Raw genomic sequence first — 20,239 nt, forward strand, 5'->3', positions numbered from 1 at the left:
TCCAAATAAGTCGAGGGCTGGTTATCCAGCCCTTTTTATTACTATTTTCCACTGCATATCCCTACTCTCTCAAGATTTTGTAACAATCTCAATTTGCCTTATTTGCAGCATTTTAATCATGAAGCGCTATAGTAAAGGCCGAGTTCATATTGAATTATGCTGTTAGGCTAAGACTTCCTGGCCTCACACCGCTATTTTTCCGGTAGTTATTGTTTTGTTACGCCTTGTTTTAAAGAAAGGATTATCTGTTATGAAATCTCACTTACTTTTCATGGCTGGCGGCTTGCTGGCTCTTAGTGGCAGCGCATTTGCAATGTCGCTTAATTATCAAGAAGTTGGCTATAATATTGAAGCCCGTGGCGCTCGTGCGGTGGTGGCTGAATTGGCAAAAGCGGGGCAACTGCCTGCGGTTGAGAATAATATTAAGCTCGGTGATGACAACTGGATTGCCATGGCCCCTAAATTGGCCGATGGCGGAAATGCGAGTTTCACTGCCGGGATAAAATCTGCGCTCTCTTCGGCACTTATTTATAACCCAGCTGCCGTCCTAAAAGCAGTAAGTGACAGCAAAAATCTTTCATTATCAGAGATTTGTACCGCACCAGCCGATGCTAAAGACAGTGCTGCCAAAGCCAGTTTTCAGCAGCGTGCTACTCATACGCTGTCAACTATCAGAAATAGCGACATGATGAGCCAGCGTGATAGCTGCCTGGCCGAATTGAAAAAGTTATCTTGATAGCGGATTAGATAGCAATGATAAGGGCGGCCAATGCCGCCCTTGACGTATTATCATTTTCGCCGAAAAACACCGGCTATTACTTAACGACCCGTAATGCTGGGCGGCCACCACGTGGCGGTGGCGGCTCATCATCAGGTGAATGCCCCTCACCTTCTGGGGCCTGAGTGTCATCCGTAACTAATGTTAGGCTTTCAGTCGACGTAGTCTCGCTGTCTTCTTCCATACCAACAAAATGACCATCAGCATCTGCATCGTAAGCTTCTTCAGGTTCAAACAGGGTGCCTGAACCGTTTTCACGCGCATAGATAGCCATCACCGCCCCCATGGGGACAGTCACTTGACGGGGAACACCACCGAAACGGGCATTGAAGCTGACGCCATCATTGCCGAGTTCCAGATTACCCACCGCGCGCGGTGCCACATTCAAGACAATTTGCCCATCACGGGCAAACTCCATTGGCACCGAAACACCCGGCCGGGTAACATCTACGACCAGATGTGGAGTCAGTTGATTATCAATCAGCCACTCATAAAATGCGCGCAACAGGTAAGGACGGCGCGGAGACATATCAGACGTCGCCATAAAAATTAACCCCGGGTTTGCAGGCGCATTTCACGTTCAGCTTCAGTCAGAGAAGCCAGGAATGCATCACGCTCAAACACACGTGTCATATAGCCTTTCAGCTCTTTAGAACCCGCGCCAGTGAATTCAATGCCTAATACTGGCAAGCGCCACAACAGCGGGGCCAGATAGCAATCGACCAGGCTGAACTCTTCACTCATAAAGTAAGGCGCTTCATTAAACACCGGAGCGATGGAGAGCAGTTCTTCACGCAATTGTTTACGTGCTGCTTCCGCTTCTTGGGCATTGCCTTGTTCGATTTTGTGCAGCAGGGAATACCAGTCATGCTCAATGCGGTGCATCATCAAACGGCTGCTACCACGTGCAACAGGGTATACCGGCATCAATGGTGGATGAGGAAAACGCTCATCCAAGTATTCCATGATGATGCGGGATTCATACAGCGTTAGCTCGCGATCAACCAAAGTAGGAACGGTACGGTAAGGGTTGAGGTCAATCAAGTCCTGCGGCAGATTATCAGCTTCAACCTGCTCAATCTCAACACTGACACCTTTCTCCGCCAGTACGATGCGTACTTGATGGCTAAAAATGTCGGTCGGGCCGGAAAACAGCGTCATTACCGAACGTTTGTTGGCAGCGACAGCCATGAAAACCTCCAAGATTATCTAGAAAACAATGCGAATAGCCCACGGTGACGTTGCTATCCTGAGTCGTTTTACCGCCGGTTCGCAATCCAGGTTGTTGCTGCCGTAAATAATCCTTGGTCGAAATAATAATTCAGCCAGGGAAAGACACGGACGCCAACAGTTCGCCGAACAGGCACAAAAGTGGGTGATAGTTTACCAGATTTTGTGTGTTTTGTGGGGGTGGCGCTGCGATTTCATCAATAATTGTCTATCAGACAACGGTTTAGCGGCAAAAATATAATGAATAAAATGACGGGAGAGTATTTCTAACGATTCATACAAATAAAAAAACCCGGTGAGACACCGGGTTTTTACCATTAACTTGCTGCCATAAAGGCAAAAAATTAACGTTTGGAGAACTGTGGACGACGACGTGCTTTACGCAGACCCACTTTCTTACGCTCAACTTCACGCGCATCACGCGTTACGAAGCCAGCTTTACGCAGTTCACCACGTAGAGACTCGTCATATTCCATCAGTGCACGGGTGATACCGTGACGGATAGCGCCAGCCTGACCTGAAATACCACCACCTTTAACAGTGATGTACATGTCAAACTTGGTAACCATGTCTACCAGTTCCAGCGGTTGATTCACTACCATGCGGGCAGTTTCACGACCGAAGTAAACTTCAAGGCTACGTTGGTTAATAACGATTTTACCACTGCCCGGCTTAAGAAAAACGCGTGCAGCAGAACTTTTGCGGCGACCAGTGCCGTAGTATTGATTTTCAGCCATTGCCATAATCCCGATTAAATGTCCAGAACTTGCGGTTGCTGTGCCGCATGATTGTGCTCAGTACCTGCATAAACTTTAAGTTTACGATACATTGCACGGCCCAGCGGACCCTTCGGCAGCATGCCTTTAACCGCGATTTCAATCACACGCTCAGGACTGCGGGCAATCATCTCTTCAAAGGTCGCTTGTTTGATACCACCGATGTGACCGGTGTGACGGTAATAAACCTTGTCTGTACGCTTGTTACCGGTTACAGCAACTTTTTCTGCGTTCAGAACGATGATGTAATCACCAGTATCAACGTGCGGGGTGTATTCCGCTTTATGCTTGCCGCGTAGGCGACTAGCCAGTTCAGTAGCGAGGCGACCCAAGGTCTTACCATTCGCGTCAACAACATACCAGTCGCGTTTTACAGTTTCTGGTTTAGCTGTGAAAGTTTTCATTATAAAAGCTTACCCAATTAATAAGTTACACGTTGGTGAACACCCAAACGTTCAAAAACAGTTGAGGCTCACACGACCATCAGTCCAGCAAACCTACCCCTTCGAATAGCCAATGCTGGCACTATACAAAGTTCTGGGAAAAAAACTTTGTTGTAACGTGGGGTCGCAAGATTATAGAGAAGTCGGCGTGAAAGATCGAACTGTTTTTGGCAAGAAAGGTATAAATTAAACATGTTAAGTTAGGGCGAAGAACAATCGCCCACCACAGAGTAGCATTTTAGCCGGTAAAAAGTGAATAACAGCAGCGCAGATATTCTTACGGCAAATGCGGTAAAGAGAGATATTCTTCACTCTGCATCTCTTGTAATCGCGATAAACAGCGCTGATATTCAAATTTAAGACGCTCACCGCAATAAATCTCAAACATTGATGCTTCTGCGGCAATAATCAATTTCACTCGCCGCTCATAAAACTCATCGACTAATGCCAAAAAACGCCGGGCCGTATTTTCATCTTGCGTCGCCATCCGGTGGACATTGTGCAGCAATACGGTGTGATAAAGCTTAGATAGCGCGATGTAATCAAGTTGGCTGCGGGCCTCTTCACATAAGTTATGGAAATCAACGGCTAGAACACCCTGTGCTGAGCAAATGGCCGGCAAAGGCCGGTGATTGACTTCCAGCACCGGTGCCTTTTCTCCTTCTTTGCCCGCCAGCTTAATGAAAATATCTGCCATTGCCTGGTCAGTTTGCGCGCTGAGTGGGGTCAGATAGAGATTTGCTTGAGTCAACGTGCGCAGACGATAGTCAATACCCGCATCAACATTCATCACGTCACAATATTGCTTAATGAGTGCAATGGCCGGTAAGAAGCGAGCGCGCTGTAACCCATTACGATACAAATCGTCCGGAGGAATATTGGACGTCGCAACCAACGTGATGCCGCGAGCAAACAGAGCTTCCAGTAAGGTCGCCAACAACATGGCATCAGTAATATCCGACACAAAGAATTCATCAAAACACAGCACATCAGTCTGAGCCTTGAAGCCATCAGCAATGATTTCTAATGGATTTTCATGGCCTTGCAACGCGGTTAGCTCCTGATGTACCCGTAACATAAAACGGTGGAAATGCAGGCGGAGCTTACGTTCACCCGGCAAACTGTGGAAAAACATGTCCATCAGCCAGGTTTTACCCCGCCCCACGCCGCCCCACATATACAGGCCCTGAACCGGGCGAATGGGGGTGCGAGGGGCAGTTCGGCCCAATAAACGCCCCAAACGCCCTCGAATACTGGCGCTGCCCGCAGGGGAACTCTGGCGCTGATTCAGTTCCTGATAAATGGCATCCAGCCTTGCAACGGTGCGCTGCTGTACAGCATCAGGTTGATAGTCGCCGGCATCTAGTGCCTGCTGGTAAAGTACTCTAGGTGAACTTGATTGCATGTTTATCAATAATCCCTGATAAAATAGTTAGCTACTTTTTGCCGCACTTTCTTGCTGATTTATCGGGCAATCGCAGCATTTACCGACTCTGCCGCTGCGAAAAAATCCTGATAACCATAGGCAAAGTTGCATCAGGATTCCACTCAGACAAGGTTAACGGTTATAGTGGGTATTATTAAGTGAAAAAGCCCCGCTGAACAATGAAGTCAAAAAGGAGTCATCATGACCTGGGAGTATGCGCTTATTGGGTTGGTTGTTGGTATTGTGATTGGCGCGGTGGCTATGCGCTTTGGCAACCGCAAATTGCGTCAGCAGCAAGTGCTGCAAAATGAGCTGGAGAAGAGCAAAACAGATCTGGAAGAATATCGCCAGGAACTGGTTGGGCATTTTGCCCGCAGTGCCGAATTGCTGGATAACATGGCTCGCGACTATCGCCAGCTTTATCAGCATATGGCGAAAAGCTCCAATAACTTGTTACCGGACTTGCCGTTGCAGGATAATCCGTTCCGCTACCGTCTGAGCGAATCGGAAGCTGATAATGATCAGGCACCGGTCAAAATGCCACCTCGTGATTACTCCGAAGGGGCATCCGGCTTACTGCGCCCGGAACATCAGACCCGGGACTAAACAGATTAATACCAAGCTGACTACAGCATGCTGCACACGGCTGTAGTCAGCACATTTACACTTCTATACTTACCTCTCCTTGAATTGTTTTATCCTGACCCCTATATCAAGCGGTATCTTAGGGTGCTTATTTTTAGAACAGCAGTAGCCTTTTGAAATAAGTGAATTTTTTAGCCAATTCAGAGTCTGAATTAACAACGGGCCTGTAGCAGCCATCTACCCTATTCATTCACCGTTAGGTATTGAGAGAGTTTAAGTCAATGAAGAAAAAGTCATTATTTCTTAGTGCGCTGGCAATGAGTGTCAGCTTAGGTCTCGCGTCTGTTCCTATGGTGAACGCAGCAGCACTTCCCGCCGCCGTAGCAGGGCAAGCAGTCCCAAGTCTGGCACCAATGCTGGAGAAAGTATTGCCCGCCGTTGTCAGCGTTCACGTCTCTGGCACCCAAGCCCAGCAACAGCGTTTGCCCGAAGAGTTCAAATTCTTCTTTGGCCCGAATGCCCCAACAGGTAAAGAGAGTAACCGCCCCTTTGAAGGTTTGGGCTCTGGCGTCATTATTAATGCGGAAAAAGGTTATGTACTGACCAATAACCACGTTATCAATAACGCCGATAAAATCCGTGTTCAGCTCAATGATGGCCGTGAATATGATGCCAAACTGCTGGGGCGCGATGAACAAACTGATATTGCGTTGTTACAGCTAACAGACGCCAAAAATCTGACCGCCATTAAAATAGCTGACTCCGATAATCTGCGAGTCGGAGATTTTGCCGTCGCCGTGGGTAACCCATTTGGTCTGGGGCAAACTGCCACATCCGGTATTATTTCAGCCCTGGGTCGCAGCGGCCTGAATTTGGAAGGGTTAGAAAACTTTATTCAGACTGACGCCTCTATCAACCGGGGGAATTCTGGCGGTGCGCTGGTGAATTTGAACGGTGAATTGATCGGAATTAACACCGCAATTTTAGCGCCAGGTGGCGGTAACATCGGCATCGGGTTCGCTATTCCGAGTAATATGGCGCAAAACCTCAGCCAACAGTTAATTGAGTTTGGTGAAGTGAAACGCGGTCTGCTTGGTATCCGTGGTAGTGAAATGACCGCAGACATGGCAAAAGCCTTTAATATTGATGCTCAGCGCGGTGCTTTTGTCAGTGAAGTATTGCCAAAATCAGCGGCATCGAAAGCCGGTATCAAAGCGGGTGATGTATTAGTTTCCGTCGATGGTAAACCTATCAGCAGCTTTGCGGAGTTACGCGCCAAAGTAGGTACCACCGGCCCGGGTAAAGCCATTAAAGTCGGTTTATTGCGTGATGGTAAGCCACTTGAAGTGACTGTCACACTGGAGAACAGCAGCCCAACGTCCACCAGTGCCGACACCTTATCCCCCTCATTGCAGGGCGCATCCCTGAGTAATGGCGAAATCAAAGGCGGCAGCAAGGGCGTTAAAGTAGAAAATGTCACCAAAGGTTCACCGGCAGCGCAATCGGGCTTGCAGAAAGACGATGTGATTATTGCCGTAAACCGTGTGCGCGTAAAAGATATCGCCGAGTTACGCAAAGCGATTGAAGCTAAACCGGCGGTTATTGCACTGAACATTGTGCGCGGTGATGAGAATATTTATCTGTTAATCCGCTAATTTGCAGAAAAATCGGACACAGCACAATGCTGTGTCCGCCAAACTCATGCTATCCTCCGGTTACCTATTCATTCATGCCTTAAACTTCATGTTTCTTAAGCTATTGCGTTCTATTATTTTGGGGCTCATTGTTGCCGGTATCTTGCTGGTCGCAATACCTATGCTCCGCAGCCCCGGCAATTTCTTTTCCAGCAATGGTAATAGCATAGATGAAGAGGCCCCCGTCAGTTATAACCAGGCGGTGCGCAGGGCTGCCCCTGCCGTTGTTAATGTTTATAACCGTAGCCTAAGCCCGACTCAGGAAGGGCTAGCCATTCGCACTTTGGGCTCCGGCGTGATCATGAGTGATAAGGGTTATATTCTTACCAATAAACACGTTATCAATAATGCTGAACAGATCATTGTCGCCTTACAAAATGGCCGGATATCAGAAGCATTGTTGGTCGGTTCAGATAATCTGACTGATTTAGCTGTCTTGAAAATCGATGCCGTAAATCTGCCGGTCATCCCCATTAATATTAATCGTACGCCACATATTGGTGATGTCGTGCTGGCGATTGGTAACCCATACAACCTTGGGCAAACCGTGACACAAGGGATTATCAGTGCCACTGGGCGGATTGGTTTGAGTGATTCCGGGCGACAAAACTTTCTCCAGACAGACGCCTCAATCAACCAAGGCAACTCCGGCGGTGCACTGGTTAATACCCTTGGTGAGTTGATGGGGATTAACACGCTGTCCTTTGATAAAAGCAGCAATGGCGAAACACCAGAAGGCATCGGTTTTGCCATTCCGACAGCGCTCGCGACCAAAGTGATGGAAAAGTTGATTCGTGATGGGCGGGTTATTCGTGGCTACATTGGGATTACCGGCGAAGAATATCCACCATTCAATGCCAGCGGTAATAGCGGCGAGCGAATTCACGGCATTAAAGTGAACAAGATATCGCCCAATGGCCCGGCCGCGAATGCTAACTTACACGTGGGCGATATCATTCTTAGCGTTAATAATAAGCCGGCAACGTCTGTGATTGAAACTATGGATCAGGTGGCGGAAATTCGCCCTGGCACCACCATTCCGGTGCTATTATTACGTAATGGCCAACAAATTACGGCCCAAATCACCATCACAGAATTGGACCAAAACGAAGTCCTTGGCCAACAACAGCCCGCGCCATAATCATGATGGCCGGTATGCGCCGCAAAAAAATGCCAGCCCGAGAATCACCGGCTGGCATCTGCTTTTATCAGGCGATGAGAAAAACTTATTCGCCTTTTACACGCTCGATCTTGGCACCTAGCGCACGCAATTTATCTTCGATACCTTCATAACCACGATCGATATGATAAATACGGTCAACAATAGTCACCCCATCAGCGATACAGCCGGCTAATACCAAACTGGCAGAAGCACGCAGATCGGTTGCCATGACTTGAGCACCGGACAGTTGCTCGACGCCATAGCAAATCACGGTATTACTTTCGATTTCTGCATGTGCGCCCATGCGAATCAGCTCTGGTACATGCATAAAACGGTTTTCGAAAATCGTTTCGGTGATAACTCCCGTGCCTTCCGCGACCAAGTTCAGTAAGCTGAACTGGGCCTGCATATCCGTTGGGAAGCCTGGGTGTGGCGCAGTCCGCAAGGTAACGGCTTTAGGGCGTTTACCATGCATATCAAGGCTTATCCAGTCGTCACCAACTTCAATATCGGCCCCCGCTTCACGCAGTTTAGCCAGCACCGCATCCAGCGTATCAGGGCGAGTCTGACGACAAACTACTTTACCGCCAGAAATTGCTGCTGCGACCAGGAAAGTACCGGTTTCGATACGGTCAGGCAGTACGCGATAAACACCGCCACCCAAGCGAGCCACACCTTCAATAGTAATGCGATCAGTTCCTGCGCCAGTAATTTTAGCTCCCAGCGTATTAAGGAAGTTTGCCGTATCCACGATTTCTGGCTCGCGAGCGGCGTTTTCAATTATTGTGGTGCCCTCGGCCAATGTGGCAGCACTCATAATGGTCACCGTCGCGCCAACGCTGACTTTATCCATCACGATATGCGCAGCTTTCAAACGCCCATTAACAGATGCTTTAACGTAGCCCTCTTCCAGCTTGATTTCAGCACCCAGTTGTTCCAAACCAGTAATATGCAAATCAACCGGACGCGCCCCAATAGCACAACCGCCCGGTAGGGAGACCTGCCCCTTACCAAAGCGGGCAACCAATGGCCCCAATGCCCAGATTGAGGCGCGCATGGTTTTCACTAAATCGTAAGGCGCACAAAATTCGTTCACACCACTGGCATCAACAAAAACAGAGCCGGAAGCATCACGCTCAATTTTAGTGCCTAATTGGCTCAACAATTTAATGGTGGTATCAATGTCTTTTAGCTTTGGGACATTTTGCAACTCTACCGGTTCCTCAGCCAATAACGCAGCGAACAATATCGGTAATGCCGCGTTTTTCGCCCCGGAAATGGTGACCTCACCGCTTAGGCGAGTCCGCCCCTGCACACGAAACTTATCCATTGTGACCACTCTTTGTTGTCAAAATACGGGTTGTTGGCAAAATACTGATCGCCAAATTCGAATTCACTGCCCGCGTGACCAACCGCCCAACAAACTGGTAGGCAATTTTATCGCCGACAGTATTAAAAGCCGTTTAGTTTGCGATCCCGCTGCCACTCTTGTGGCGTATAGGCCTTAATGGATAAGGCATGAATACGGTTATCAGCAATATATTCCATCAAAGGTGCATATACCGCTTGCTGCTTTTTCACCCGGCTCATATCAGCAAATAACTCACCCACAGCAATCACCTGAAAGTGGCTGCCATCACCGGTAACATGCGCTTCTTGTAATGCCAATGCTTGCATCAGCACGTCTTTAATTTCGGAAGTATCCATAAGATTCATTCTATTTTAGGGGGATTATAGCCATCATACTTCAACTAGCAGCGGAGTTGACCGCATCTTGAAGCCTGTTGGCTATAGTAATCAGTTGAACATATTAGTGGAATACCGCTTTCTCTGAAACTAAAGAAAAGCCCCTGTTTTGCTATTGCACACAGGGGCTTGAAAAATTTAGTTTTTTGCCGTGGAAGAAAACGGCACAACAGGGTGCCGACTCAATACCACTGACTACGCGCTGGCAACTTCCACCGGGATGACGTCGCGCAGATTGTACAGTTCAATCAAGGTGGACAACCGATCACTGACACCGGTAATAGTGAGTGAGACGCCCTGCTTGCTGCGCAGTTCACGAAAGTGAACCAGCAGTGCCAGGCCAGATGAATCAACGCGCTGTAATTGGCTGACATCAATGCACGTCTTATCTGCCAATAATACCCCGCGCTGTTGCCACAGGGGTAACAGCGTTTCACGATCTAATTCACCTTGCAGTATCAGCGTTTCGCGCTGTGACTGCCAATGCAATTCATCTGCCATAATCACTGCTTGTCTAAAGTTATCGGCTGTTTTGCGGCAATCAGCAACTGTTGGGTCAGGCCATCAACGCCCTTCTGACGTAAGATAGAAGCCCACTCATTTTGCTTGGTGCTTATCATGCTAACCCCTTCGGCTATCATGTCATACGCTTGCCAGTGACCCGTTTGGCTGTTTTTGCGCCACTGGAAATCTAAACGTACCGGTGGGCGGCCATTAGGGTCGAGGATAGTCACACGAATGGCGATAATATTGGCATCACCCAGTGGCTGGTCTGGCGCTACGTCGTAAGTTTGACCATGATACAAAGCCAGCGCCTGACCATATGCCTGTTCCAAGTATTGGCTGAACGCATTGAAATATGCCTCGCGCTGCGCAGGTGTGGCGGCTTTGTAATAACTGCCTAACACCAAGGCACCGGCGTATTTAATCTGCACAAATGGCAATAACTCTTCACGTACGATAGTGCGCAAATAATCTGGATTCTGCTTAATTTTGGCTTGTTCGGTTTTCAGGCGCGTAAATGTTCTTTGCGCCGCTTCATCCATTAAGCGGTATGGGTTGGTTTGGTCGACCGCATTTGCCAGTGGTGCCACCACTAACAACGCGACCATAAGTAAACGTTTAAACATTCAGATACCCTCTTAAGGATGTTGAGTTGCGGGCAAACTGCCATTGACTGCTGCTGGCTCAGCGGCGGGCGCATCAGAATTACCATTGCCGTCACTTTTGTACAAGAACTGGCCGATAAGATCTTCCAACACCAATGCAGATTTGGTGTCTTGAATCACGCCACCATCTTTCAAAATACTGGTTCCCATGTCAGGGTCTTCAAAACCGACATTGAGCGCCAGGAACTGCTCACCCAACAAACCGGAAGTGCGTACTGCCAAGGAACTGGTGTCCGGGATATGGTTATAGCGCTGTTGAATATCTATCGCCACCCGTGGACTGTAGTTTTTGGTATCCAATGTGATATCAGCGATTCGCCCCACCACCACCCCACCAATTTTGACCGGCGAATTATTTTTTAGGCCGCCAATATTGTCAAAATTTGCGTAAATCCGGTAAGTCGGCTGATTGCCGACAGATTTGATATCCGCCACTTTCAAGCAGAGGAATACCACTGCCAGAATCGCAATCAGTATAAACGCCCCTACCCAGACTTCATTTTTCTTCGTTTGCATCGACTCAGTTCCCAAACATCAGTGCTGTCAGCACAAAATCTAATCCCAATACCGCCAGTGACGAATGCACGACGGTACGGGTCGTTGCCCGGCTAATCCCCTCAGATGTTGGGACCGCATCATAACCATTAAACAGCGCAATCCACGTCACGGTAATAGCAAATACCAGGCTCTTAATCAGGCAATTCAGTAAATCAGTGCGCCACTCAACGGCACTTTGCATGGCAGACCAGAAGAAACCGCTATCAATGCCTTTCCAGTCGACACCGACCACAGACCCACCCCAGATGCCGACAGCGACAAAAATAGCGGTCAATAATGGCATACTGATAAGGCCGGCCCAGAAGCGGGGAGCAACCACCCGCCGAAGAGGGTCAATCGCCATCATTTCCAGACTGGAAATCTGTTCAGTGGCTTTCATCAAACCAATTTCTGCTGTCAGGGCAGAACCGGCACGGCCAGCAAAGAGTAACGCCGTGACCACTGGCCCTAACTCGCGCAGCAATGATAAAGAAACCATCATCCCAAGACTGGCTTCCGCACTGTAGGTGGTGAGGATCAAAAAGCCCTGTAAACCCAAAACCATACCGATAAACAGACCGGAAACCACGATAATCAGTAAGGATTGCACCCCAACGCTATACAGCTGTTTGACCAATAATGGCCACTGTTTTCGCGGTTCAGGCCGGCCAACCAGCGCATTAAACAGCATTAAACCTGCGCGACCAAAGGATGCACAGACATTGATTCCCCTGCGACCCAAAGACGCTAACGCCCGTACTAACATGAAGACTCCATCACTTTGCGCCTAACAATTCAGTTTTATAATCCCCGGCCGGGAAACGGAAAGGCACCGGCCCGTCGGCAATACCATCGAGGAACTGGCGTACCCGCATATCATCGTTGGCTTGTAGTTGTTCAGGTGTTCCTTCAGCAATCACATGCTGATCAGCCACAATATAAGCATAGTCAGCGATACTCAGCACTTCTGGCACATCATGGGAGACCACCACACAAGTGACACCCAATGCATGATTCAGCTCATCTATCAGTTTTACCAGTACGCCCATGGTGATAGGGTCCTGCCCGACAAAAGGTTCATCAAACATGATCAATTCGGGATCAAGGGCAATAGCCCGCGCCAGTGCTGCACGCCGTGCCATCCCCCCCGAAAGCTCGGCGGGCATTAAATTTGCCGCGCCACGCAACCCCACGGCCTCTAACTTCATCATCACCGTGCTATGTAACAGCTCTTCTGGTAAATGGCTATGTTCACGTAATGGGAAAGCCACATTCTCAAATACAGTCAAATCGGTGAAAAGCGCGCCGGATTGAAACAACATGCTCATTTTCTTGCGCACATCATACAAACGCTGACGAGAAAGCGCCGGAATATTATCACCATCAAACCAAATTTCCCCGGCATCTGGCGCAAGTTGCCCGCCAATCAAACGCAGCAGAGTGGTTTTACCAATCCCTGAAGGCCCCATAATCGCAGTGACTTTGCCGCGCGGAACCGTCATGTTGATATCGGCGAATATTGGCCGCTCACCACGGGTAAAACTCATCCCGCGGATCTCTATCAAATTCGACGCCAGTTGGTTCATTATCATTCGTCCCTTAGGCCTTTTAGACTCATTTACCCACCAATGCTACAGCAAATAGCGGCAACGAGCGCAATTGGGCAGTATTCTGGCAACTTATTAACACTTTTTCGTAGCCAAAGTTGCCATACGTTTTACTTTTCTGGCACTGACAGTCAAAATTAGGATGTCACCAAAAAGAGCGTAATGTGTTTTTAGTGATGTTTACCCGCGAGCTATCTGTTCTGTGCCGGCTATCAGTGACCGACAGCGAGTTTGTGCCAACGGATCGGGATTATACCTAATAAAGGACTCTGCATGTTTCTGGCGATAACACTATTAATCATTGGTTTGGTGCTACTGGTGTACGGCGCCGATCGATTAGTTTATGGCGCTGCCGTGTTATCGCGTTCTTTCGGAATCCCGCCACTGATTATTGGGATGACGATTGTCGGCATTGGCACTTCGCTACCGGAACTCATTGTATCAGTCACGGCGGCATTGAATAACCAAACAGATATGGCGGTCGGGAATGTGCTGGGCTCTAACATTACCAATCTATTACTGATTGTTGGTGGTGCCGCCCTGATACGCCCCCTGACCGTGCGCTCAGAAATTTTACGCCGCGAATTACCCTTGATGTTGCTCGTGACCGTATTATGCGGCTTTTTGCTGGCAGATAACCATCTGAGCCGAGCGGATGGCGTTATTTTACTCTTGGCGGCGGCCGCTTTTATTATTCTGATGCTAAAAATTGCCCGCCTGGCTCACGCGCAAGGAAATGATATTCTTACCCGCGAGCAATTGGCAGAGTTACCGCAAGACAGCAACAATACCGTCGCATTATTGTGGCTGGTGCTGGCATTTATTATTTTGCCGCTGTCAGCCAAAATGATTATCGACAATGCCACAGTCATTGCCAGAGTCGCAGGGGTCAGTGAACTGGTTATCGGGCTGACGGTCATCGCCATTGGCACCAGTTTACCTGAATTGGCCACATTCATCGCCGGGGCTTTAAAAGGTGAAGATGATATGGCGGTCGGTAATATTATCGGCTCAAACATTTTTAATATTGTTATTGTGTTAGGTGTCCCCGCATTGCTGTCCCCGGGGGATATCAACCCCGAGGCTTTCCAACGAGATTACTGGGTAATGCTCGGTGTCAGTATAATATTCACGGTGCTGTGTCTGGGGCGTAAACATCGAATCGGCCATATGGCGGGCGCTCTGTTATTATGTGGGTTTATCGCGTATCTCGCGGTGCTATTTTGGCTGCCCTTAACTGCGGCCTAACCCATGTTGCCTACCAACATTGAGCGGGAACCAAGTATGTTTTCTTCTGATTTACAGCCACATGTGGATTTACAACCCAGAGTTGATTTCCAGCAGGCCGGTAAACAAGTGCTACAAATTGAGCGCGATGGGCTGGCACAGCTCGACCAATATATTAATGACGATTTTACCAAAGCCTGTGAAGCCATATTTAACTGCCACGGCAAAGTTGTCATTATGGGAATGGGTAAATCTGGCCATATTGGGTGCAAAATTGCCGCCACCTTTGCCAGCACCGGCACGCCGTCATTTTTTGTCCACCCCGGCGAGGCCAGCCATGGTGATCTGGGTATGATCACACCGCAAGATATCGTGCTCGCCATCTCCAACTCAGGGGAATCTAACGAAATTCTTGCCTTGATCCCTGTTCTTAAGCGTCAGAAAATTCAGCTTATTTGTATGAGTAGCAACCCAGAAAGTACCATGGGCAAAGCGGCTGATATTCACTTGTGCATCAAAGTGCCGCAAGAAGCCTGTCCCCTGGGATTGGCCCCCACCACCAGCACCACCGCCACATTAGTGATGGGCGATGCCCTCGCCGTTGCCCTGCTACAGGCACGGGGCTTCACTCCGGAAGATTTTGCTCTTTCCCATCCGGGCGGCGCACTGGGGCGCAAGTTATTGTTGCGAATAAGCGATATTATGCACACCGGTGCCGACATTCCTCACGTCAGCCCTGATGCCACATTACGCGATGCATTACTGGAGATTACTCGGAAAAATCTGGGTTTAACCGTAATCTGTGACGACTTAATGATGATTAAAGGTATCTTTACCGACGGTGACTTGCGCCGGGTATTCGATATGGGCATCGACTTGAATAACGCGAAAATCGCCGATGTGATGACCAGCGGCGGGATACGGGTTCGTCCAACCATGTTGGCGGTGGATGCCCTCAACCTAATGGAATCACGTCATATTACCGCGGTGTTAGTCGCCGATGGTGACCAATTGCTGGGTGTGGTACATATGCACGATATGCTGAGAGCTGGCGTGGTTTAATTAAGGGCAAAATATGAGCAATACCGTCTATCTGGATACATGTTATGGGCCCGTGGCTAGCAGCGTCATACAGCGGGCGGCCAATATTCGCTTAGTGATTTGTGATGTTGACGGCGTCATGTCTGATGGCCTGATTTACATGGGTAATCAAGGCGAAGAGCTGAAAGCTTTCAATGTGCGGGATGGCTATGGTATCCGCTGCCTGATAACCTCTGGGATTGAAGTGGCTATTATTACCGGCCGCTGCGCCAAATTAATGGAAGACCGCGCCAACACCTTAGGCATTACCCACCTTTATCAAGGGCAATCTGATAAGCTGCTCGCCTATAACGAGCTATTAGTCGCCTTAGAGTGCCAACCTGAGCAAGTGGCTTATATTGGTGATGACTTGATTGACTGGCCGGTGATGGCGCAAGTTGGCTTATCTGTCGCCGTGGCGGATGCCCACCCATTACTTATCCCCAAAGCGCACTATGTTACGCACATCAATGGCGGGCGCGGTGCGGTACGCGAGCTATGTGATTTGATATTATTGGCCCAAGGTAAACTCGAGGGTGCCAAAGGATTGTCGATATGAGTAAAACAAGACTATGGATAACAATATCCTTAGCACTGATTGCTTTAGCCTTGATTGGCTGGAATTTTTCCGGTTTTAATCAAAAGGATACACAAATTGTGGCCGATGATAATGAACCCTCATCGCAAAGCCAACATACTGTGACGGTGGTTTTTAATCCGGTCGGGCAACTGAATTATAAACTGGTGGCGGAAGAGGTTCAGAACTTCAACACACAAGAGCTGACCTGGTTTACCCGGCCGGTGATGACCATGTTTGATGAAAATGCGGTCGCCACTTGGACAGTACGTGCAGATCGCGCCAAGTTGACCGATGATAAGATGCTTTATTTGTATGGTCACGTGGAGGTTGATAGCTTAACCCCAGACGCCCAGTTACAAAAAATTAAAACTGATAACGCCCAGGTTAATTTGATCACTCAGGATGTATCCTCAGACGATGAAGTTACCCTCTTTGGTATTGGATTTACATCTAACGGCATGAAAATGCGTGGTAACTTGCGGGATAAAACCGCCGAGCTGATTGAAAAGGTTAAAACCTCTTATGAAATCCAAAAATAAAATTCGTCATTTTTTGCTTGCCAGCTCACTTTTAGCCGCAAGCCTGCCTGCATTGGCTTTAACCGGCGATTCAGACCAACCCGTTCTGGTCGACTCGGTCAAACAAGCGTTAGATATGGCAGCGAATACCGTCACATTTACTGATAATGTGATTATCAAGCAAGGCACCATTGAGATTAAGGCTGATAAAGTCGTGGTGACTCGTCCGGGCGGTGATCAAAACAAAATGGTCATCGAAGGTTTTGGTAATCCGGTGACTTTCTATCAGATGCAAGACAGCGGCAAACCGGTCAAAGGCCACGCGCAGAAACTGCGTTACGAGGTTGCTAATGACTTAGTCATATTGACCGGAAACGCCTATCTGGAACAGCTTGATAGCAATATCAAAGGTGATCGCATCACTTATCTGGTGAAAAAACAGCAGATGGAAGCCTTTAGTAACAAAGGCAATCGCGTCACTACCGTGCTATTACCGTCCCAATTACAAGATAAAGGGCCAGCAGCGTCAGGCCAAAAGAAGAGTAAGTAATCATTTATGGCAACATTAATCGCAGAAAAACTGGCTAAGGCGTACAAAGGCCGTAAAGTGGTCGAAGACGTTAGCCTGACAGTCAAGTCCGGTGAGATTGTCGGCCTGCTTGGGCCGAATGGTGCAGGTAAAACCACCACTTTTTATATGGTCGTCGGCATTGTCCAGCGTGACGCCGGGCGTATTGTGATTGATGATGAAGATATCAGCCTCTTGCCACTGCATGAACGCGCCCTGCGCGGGATTGGCTATTTACCCCAAGAAGCCTCCATCTTCCGCCGCCTGAGTGTCTTTAACAATCTGATGGCGGTGCTGGAAATCCGTAAAGATCTCTCATCCGAGCAACGCCAAGAGCGGGCCGATGAGTTAATGGAAGAGTTCCATATTACTCATTTACGTGACAGTCTAGGGCAATCACTTTCTGGTGGTGAACGCCGCCGGGTTGAAATTGCCCGTGCACTGGCCGCGAATCCTAAGTTTATTCTGCTGGATGAGCCCTTTGCCGGTGTTGACCCAATTTCAGTTATTGATATCAAAAAAATTATTGAGCATCTGCGCGACAGTGGTCTGGGTGTATTGATTACCGACCATAACGTCCGTGAGACACTAGACGTTTGTGAGCGGGCTTATATTGTAAGCCAAGGGCATTTAATCGCTCACGGCACACCACAGGAAATTTTGGCTGACGAACAAGTTAAACGTGTTTATCTGGGTGAAGAGTTCCGTCTCTAATCTTCACTCGACAGCCCGTTTCGTCATCCATTAAGGAAAATTGATAACGTATTATGAAGCAAGGTTTGCAACTCAAGTTTAGCCAACAACTGGCCATGACTCCGCAGCTACAGCAGGCGATTCGCCTGTTGCAGCTTTCTACGCTAGAACTCCAGCAGGAGATTCAGTTAGCGCTGGAGAGCAACCCGCTGCTAGAGCAAACTGATCTTCATGAAGAGATAGAGGCCAAAAAAACGGTCGACAGTGAATCGCTCGACACTCGCGAAGCACTGGAACAAAAAGATATGCCGGAAGAGTTGCCGCTCGATGCCACCTGGGATGAAATTTACACCGCCGGTACGCCATCGGGCATGCGCAATGATTACAGTGACGATGAGCTGCCGGTCTATCAGGGGGAAACCACCCAAACACTGCAAGATTATCTGATGTGGCAAGTGGACTTAACACCCTTTTCCGAAACCGATGCCGCGATTGCGACCTCCATCGTCGATGCTGTTGATGAAACTGGCTATCTTACTGTGCCGCTAGAAGACATTCTGGAAAGCATGGGCGATGAAAACATCGCACTGGACGAAGTTGAAGCCGTACTCAAACGAATTCAACACTTTGATCCTATTGGTGTTGCTGCTCGCAATTTGCGCGAATGTTTATTGGTGCAGCTGTCGCAATATGCTAAAGATACCCCCTATCTTGCCGAAGCACGTTTGGTTATTAGTGATTATCTGGATTTGCTAGGCAACCATGATTTCCGCACGATGATCCGTTTAAGTCGGCTAAAAGAAGATACACTTAAAGAAGCCATTGCTCTGATTCAGTCACTCGACCCACGCCCTGGTCAATCTATTAATATCGGGGAGTCTGAGTACGTCATTCCCGATGTTTTGGTTCGTAAAGACAAAGGGCACTGGACGGTCGAGCTGAATGCCGATAGCATTCCGCGCCTGAAAATTAATCAGCAATATGCAGCAATGGGAAACACTACCCGCAATGATAGCGATGGGCAGTTTATCCGCAGTAATCTACAAGAAGCAAAATGGTTGATAAAAAGCCTTGAGAGCCGCAATGAAACGCTGCTGAAAGTGGCACGTTGCATTGTCGAGCAGCAAGTGGCCTTTTTTGAGAATGGGCCTGAATTTATGAAACCCATGGTGCTGGCAGATATCGCCCAAGCCGTGGATATGCATGAATCGACAATTTCCCGTGTGACCACGCAGAAATTCCTGCACAGTCCTCGGGGCATTTTCGAGCTGAAATATTTCTTCTCCAGTCACGTCAATACAGATAGCGGGGGTGAAGCTTCTTCTACTGCCATCCGTGCACTGGTGAAAAAATTGGTTGCGGCAGAAAACCCTGCCAAACCCCTTAGCGACAGTAAGCTGACCACACTATTATGTGAACAAGGCATTATGGTGGCACGGCGTACCGTCGCGAAGTACCGAGAGTCGTTATCCATCCCGCCGTCAAATCAACGTAAACAGTTGGTTTGACCTGAACTGAGAAGGAAGACACTATGCAGCTCAATATTACCGGACATCATGTCGAAATAACCGAAGCATTACGCGAGTTTGTAACCACTAAATTTGCCAAACTTGAGCAATACTTTGATCGAATTAACCAGGTGTATGTGGTTTTAAGTGTCGAAAAAGTAAAACAAATTGCAGAAGCGACGGTACATGTGAATGGGGGGGAGTTGCATGCAAGCTCAGAGCAGGAGGATATGTACGCCGCCATTGATATTTTGGTTGATAAACTGGCGCGCCAGTTGAACAAGCATAAAGATAAATTGAAGCAACATTAACCGATAAAGGTTCTACACTCGCTACATAGCCTGATGCCAGCAGAATATTCCACTGGCATCAGGCGTAAAACAGCGCTTAAGTGAAAAATGAGATGACCAACGATCCAGCATTGCAACTAAGCTCGGTATTAAATATCGAGTGCACCAAAAGCTCCGTACATTGCTCAAGTAAAAAACGGGCTTTGGAAATTATCAGCGAGTTAGCTGCCAAACAGCTCAACCTGCCATCACAGATCGTTTTCGATGCTGTATTAACCCGCGAACGTATGGGCAGTACCGGTATTGGTAATGGTATCGCGATACCGCATGGCAAGCTGGAAGAAGATACACTGCGCGCTGTCGGTGTATTCATTCGTCTGGAACAACCTATAGCTTTCGATGCTATTGATAACCAACCGGTTGATCTATTATTTGCCTTGTTGGTTCCAGCAGATCAATGTAAAACTCACTTACACACTTTGTCTTTAGTGGCCAAGCGATTAGCTGATAAAACAGTGTGTCGCCGTTTACGGGCGGCGCAAAGTGATGAAGAGCTTTATCAAATCATGACTGAACTACCGCCAGAAACAGCATAATCAGGCGAAACACCCTGCACTTCAAA

General features: G+C 48.4%; 25 protein-coding genes. 13 read left to right on the forward strand and 12 right to left on the reverse strand.

Annotated elements, in window-relative coordinates:
* Window positions 1–250 precede the first annotated feature (250 nt).
* Window positions 251–736, forward strand: coding sequence for a hypothetical protein (locus D5F51_RS19725; RefSeq protein ID WP_129198639.1), 486 nt, complete (start codon window positions 251–253; stop codon window positions 734–736).
* 79 nt (window positions 737–815) lie between these two features.
* Here the strand turns inward: D5F51_RS19725 and sspB are convergent, their stop codons facing one another.
* From sspB to zapE, 5 genes are all read right to left on the reverse strand, one after another.
* Window positions 816–1,322 carry a ClpXP protease specificity-enhancing factor gene (gene sspB / locus D5F51_RS19730; RefSeq protein WP_025376890.1) on the reverse strand — a complete coding sequence of 169 codons (507 nt, stop codon included), beginning with the start codon at window positions 1,320–1,322 and terminating at the stop codon, window positions 816–818.
* A gap of 5 nt (window positions 1,323–1,327) precedes the next feature.
* Window positions 1,328–1,969, reverse strand: coding sequence for a stringent starvation protein SspA (sspA, locus tag D5F51_RS19735; protein ID WP_025376889.1), 642 nt, complete (start codon window positions 1,967–1,969; stop codon window positions 1,328–1,330).
* Window positions 1,970–2,352: 383 nt separating this feature from the next.
* Window positions 2,353–2,745 carry a 30S ribosomal protein S9 gene (rpsI, locus tag D5F51_RS19740; protein ID WP_005162424.1) on the reverse strand — a complete coding sequence of 131 codons (393 nt, stop codon included), beginning with the start codon at window positions 2,743–2,745 and terminating at the stop codon, window positions 2,353–2,355.
* A gap of 14 nt (window positions 2,746–2,759) precedes the next feature.
* Window positions 2,760–3,188: a 50S ribosomal protein L13 gene (gene rplM, locus D5F51_RS19745; RefSeq protein ID WP_025376888.1), complete on the reverse strand. Its 429-nt coding sequence runs from the start codon at window positions 3,186–3,188 to the stop codon at window positions 2,760–2,762.
* 316 nt (window positions 3,189–3,504) lie between these two features.
* Window positions 3,505–4,632 carry a cell division protein ZapE gene (gene zapE / locus D5F51_RS19750; RefSeq protein WP_129198641.1) on the reverse strand — a complete coding sequence of 376 codons (1,128 nt, stop codon included), beginning with the start codon at window positions 4,630–4,632 and terminating at the stop codon, window positions 3,505–3,507.
* 222 nt (window positions 4,633–4,854) lie between these two features.
* On the opposite strand from zapE, the gene zapG reads away from it, so the two are divergent.
* The 3 genes from zapG to degS all read left to right on the forward strand — a co-directional run bounded on the left by zapG (window position 4,855) and on the right by degS (window position 8,073).
* Complete coding sequence (gene zapG, locus D5F51_RS19755; protein ID WP_025376886.1) at window positions 4,855–5,259, forward strand: Z-ring associated protein ZapG; 405 nt, start codon at window positions 4,855–4,857, stop codon at window positions 5,257–5,259.
* 260 nt (window positions 5,260–5,519) lie between these two features.
* Window positions 5,520–6,893: a serine endoprotease DegQ gene (gene degQ / locus D5F51_RS19760; RefSeq protein ID WP_025376885.1), complete on the forward strand. Its 1,374-nt coding sequence runs from the start codon at window positions 5,520–5,522 to the stop codon at window positions 6,891–6,893.
* 88 nt (window positions 6,894–6,981) lie between these two features.
* Window positions 6,982–8,073, forward strand: a complete 1,092-nt coding sequence (gene degS / locus D5F51_RS19765) for an outer membrane-stress sensor serine endopeptidase DegS (protein WP_025376884.1) — start codon at window positions 6,982–6,984, stop codon at window positions 8,071–8,073.
* An 85-nt stretch (window positions 8,074–8,158) separates the two neighbouring features.
* On the opposite strand, the gene murA is transcribed toward degS, so the two are convergent.
* The 7 genes from murA to mlaF all read right to left on the reverse strand — a co-directional run bounded on the left by murA (window position 8,159) and on the right by mlaF (window position 13,132).
* Window positions 8,159–9,424: a UDP-N-acetylglucosamine 1-carboxyvinyltransferase gene (gene murA, locus D5F51_RS19770; protein WP_129198643.1), complete on the reverse strand. Its 1,266-nt coding sequence runs from the start codon at window positions 9,422–9,424 to the stop codon at window positions 8,159–8,161.
* A 122-nt stretch (window positions 9,425–9,546) separates the two neighbouring features.
* Entirely contained in the window at window positions 9,547–9,801 is a 255-nt protein-coding gene (gene ibaG / locus D5F51_RS19775) for a BolA family iron metabolism protein IbaG (RefSeq protein WP_025376882.1), read from the reverse strand.
* Between the two features lie 234 nt (window positions 9,802–10,035).
* Entirely contained in the window at window positions 10,036–10,341 is a 306-nt protein-coding gene (gene mlaB / locus D5F51_RS19780; RefSeq protein WP_025376881.1) for a lipid asymmetry maintenance protein MlaB, read from the reverse strand.
* A gap of 2 nt (window positions 10,342–10,343) precedes the next feature.
* Window positions 10,344–10,970 (reverse strand): phospholipid-binding protein MlaC, encoded by a 627-nt coding sequence (gene mlaC, locus D5F51_RS19785; RefSeq protein WP_129198645.1) that lies wholly within the window; start codon window positions 10,968–10,970, stop codon window positions 10,344–10,346.
* A gap of 12 nt (window positions 10,971–10,982) precedes the next feature.
* On the reverse strand, window positions 10,983–11,525 hold the full coding sequence (gene mlaD / locus D5F51_RS19790) for an outer membrane lipid asymmetry maintenance protein MlaD (protein ID WP_129198647.1): 543 nt from the start codon (window positions 11,523–11,525) through the stop codon (window positions 10,983–10,985).
* A 4-nt stretch (window positions 11,526–11,529) separates the two neighbouring features.
* Entirely contained in the window at window positions 11,530–12,312 is a 783-nt protein-coding gene (mlaE, locus tag D5F51_RS19795; protein WP_129198649.1) for a lipid asymmetry maintenance ABC transporter permease subunit MlaE, read from the reverse strand.
* 10 nt (window positions 12,313–12,322) lie between these two features.
* Window positions 12,323–13,132 carry a phospholipid ABC transporter ATP-binding protein MlaF gene (gene mlaF, locus D5F51_RS19800; RefSeq protein WP_025376877.1) on the reverse strand — a complete coding sequence of 270 codons (810 nt, stop codon included), beginning with the start codon at window positions 13,130–13,132 and terminating at the stop codon, window positions 12,323–12,325.
* Between the two features lie 294 nt (window positions 13,133–13,426).
* On the opposite strand from mlaF, the gene D5F51_RS19805 reads away from it, so the two are divergent.
* From D5F51_RS19805 to ptsN, 9 genes are all read left to right on the forward strand, one after another.
* The gene (locus D5F51_RS19805; protein ID WP_129198651.1) at window positions 13,427–14,401 is read left to right on the forward strand and encodes a calcium/sodium antiporter; all 975 of its coding nucleotides are present in this window, start codon (window positions 13,427–13,429) and stop codon (window positions 14,399–14,401) included.
* Between the two features lie 36 nt (window positions 14,402–14,437).
* Window positions 14,438–15,442 (forward strand): arabinose-5-phosphate isomerase KdsD, encoded by a 1,005-nt coding sequence (kdsD, locus tag D5F51_RS19810; RefSeq protein WP_025376875.1) that lies wholly within the window; start codon window positions 14,438–14,440, stop codon window positions 15,440–15,442.
* A 13-nt stretch (window positions 15,443–15,455) separates the two neighbouring features.
* Entirely contained in the window at window positions 15,456–16,019 is a 564-nt protein-coding gene (gene kdsC / locus D5F51_RS19815) for a 3-deoxy-manno-octulosonate-8-phosphatase KdsC (protein WP_129198653.1), read from the forward strand.
* Entirely contained in the window at window positions 16,016–16,579 is a 564-nt protein-coding gene (gene lptC, locus D5F51_RS19820; protein ID WP_129198655.1) for an LPS export ABC transporter periplasmic protein LptC, read from the forward strand. Before kdsC ends, lptC begins: the two co-directional genes overlap by 4 nt.
* Window positions 16,563–17,108, forward strand: coding sequence for a lipopolysaccharide ABC transporter substrate-binding protein LptA (gene lptA / locus D5F51_RS19825; protein WP_025376872.1), 546 nt, complete (start codon window positions 16,563–16,565; stop codon window positions 17,106–17,108). Before lptC ends, lptA begins: the two co-directional genes overlap by 17 nt.
* Before the next feature lie 6 nt (window positions 17,109–17,114).
* Window positions 17,115–17,840, forward strand: a complete 726-nt coding sequence (gene lptB, locus D5F51_RS19830; RefSeq protein ID WP_004710935.1) for an LPS export ABC transporter ATP-binding protein — start codon at window positions 17,115–17,117, stop codon at window positions 17,838–17,840.
* 53 nt (window positions 17,841–17,893) lie between these two features.
* Complete coding sequence (gene rpoN, locus D5F51_RS19835) at window positions 17,894–19,327, forward strand: RNA polymerase factor sigma-54 (RefSeq protein WP_129198657.1); 1,434 nt, start codon at window positions 17,894–17,896, stop codon at window positions 19,325–19,327.
* Window positions 19,328–19,350: 23 nt separating this feature from the next.
* Window positions 19,351–19,638: a ribosome hibernation promoting factor gene (hpf, locus tag D5F51_RS19840; protein WP_004392031.1), complete on the forward strand. Its 288-nt coding sequence runs from the start codon at window positions 19,351–19,353 to the stop codon at window positions 19,636–19,638.
* 92 nt (window positions 19,639–19,730) lie between these two features.
* On the forward strand, window positions 19,731–20,213 hold the full coding sequence (gene ptsN / locus D5F51_RS19845) for a PTS IIA-like nitrogen regulatory protein PtsN (protein ID WP_087769408.1): 483 nt from the start codon (window positions 19,731–19,733) through the stop codon (window positions 20,211–20,213).
* Window positions 20,214–20,239: the final 26 nt, after the last annotated feature.

The organism is Yersinia hibernica, assembly GCF_004124235.1.
In the GTDB taxonomy this organism is placed as follows: Bacteria; Pseudomonadota; Gammaproteobacteria; order Enterobacterales; family Enterobacteriaceae; genus Yersinia; species Yersinia hibernica.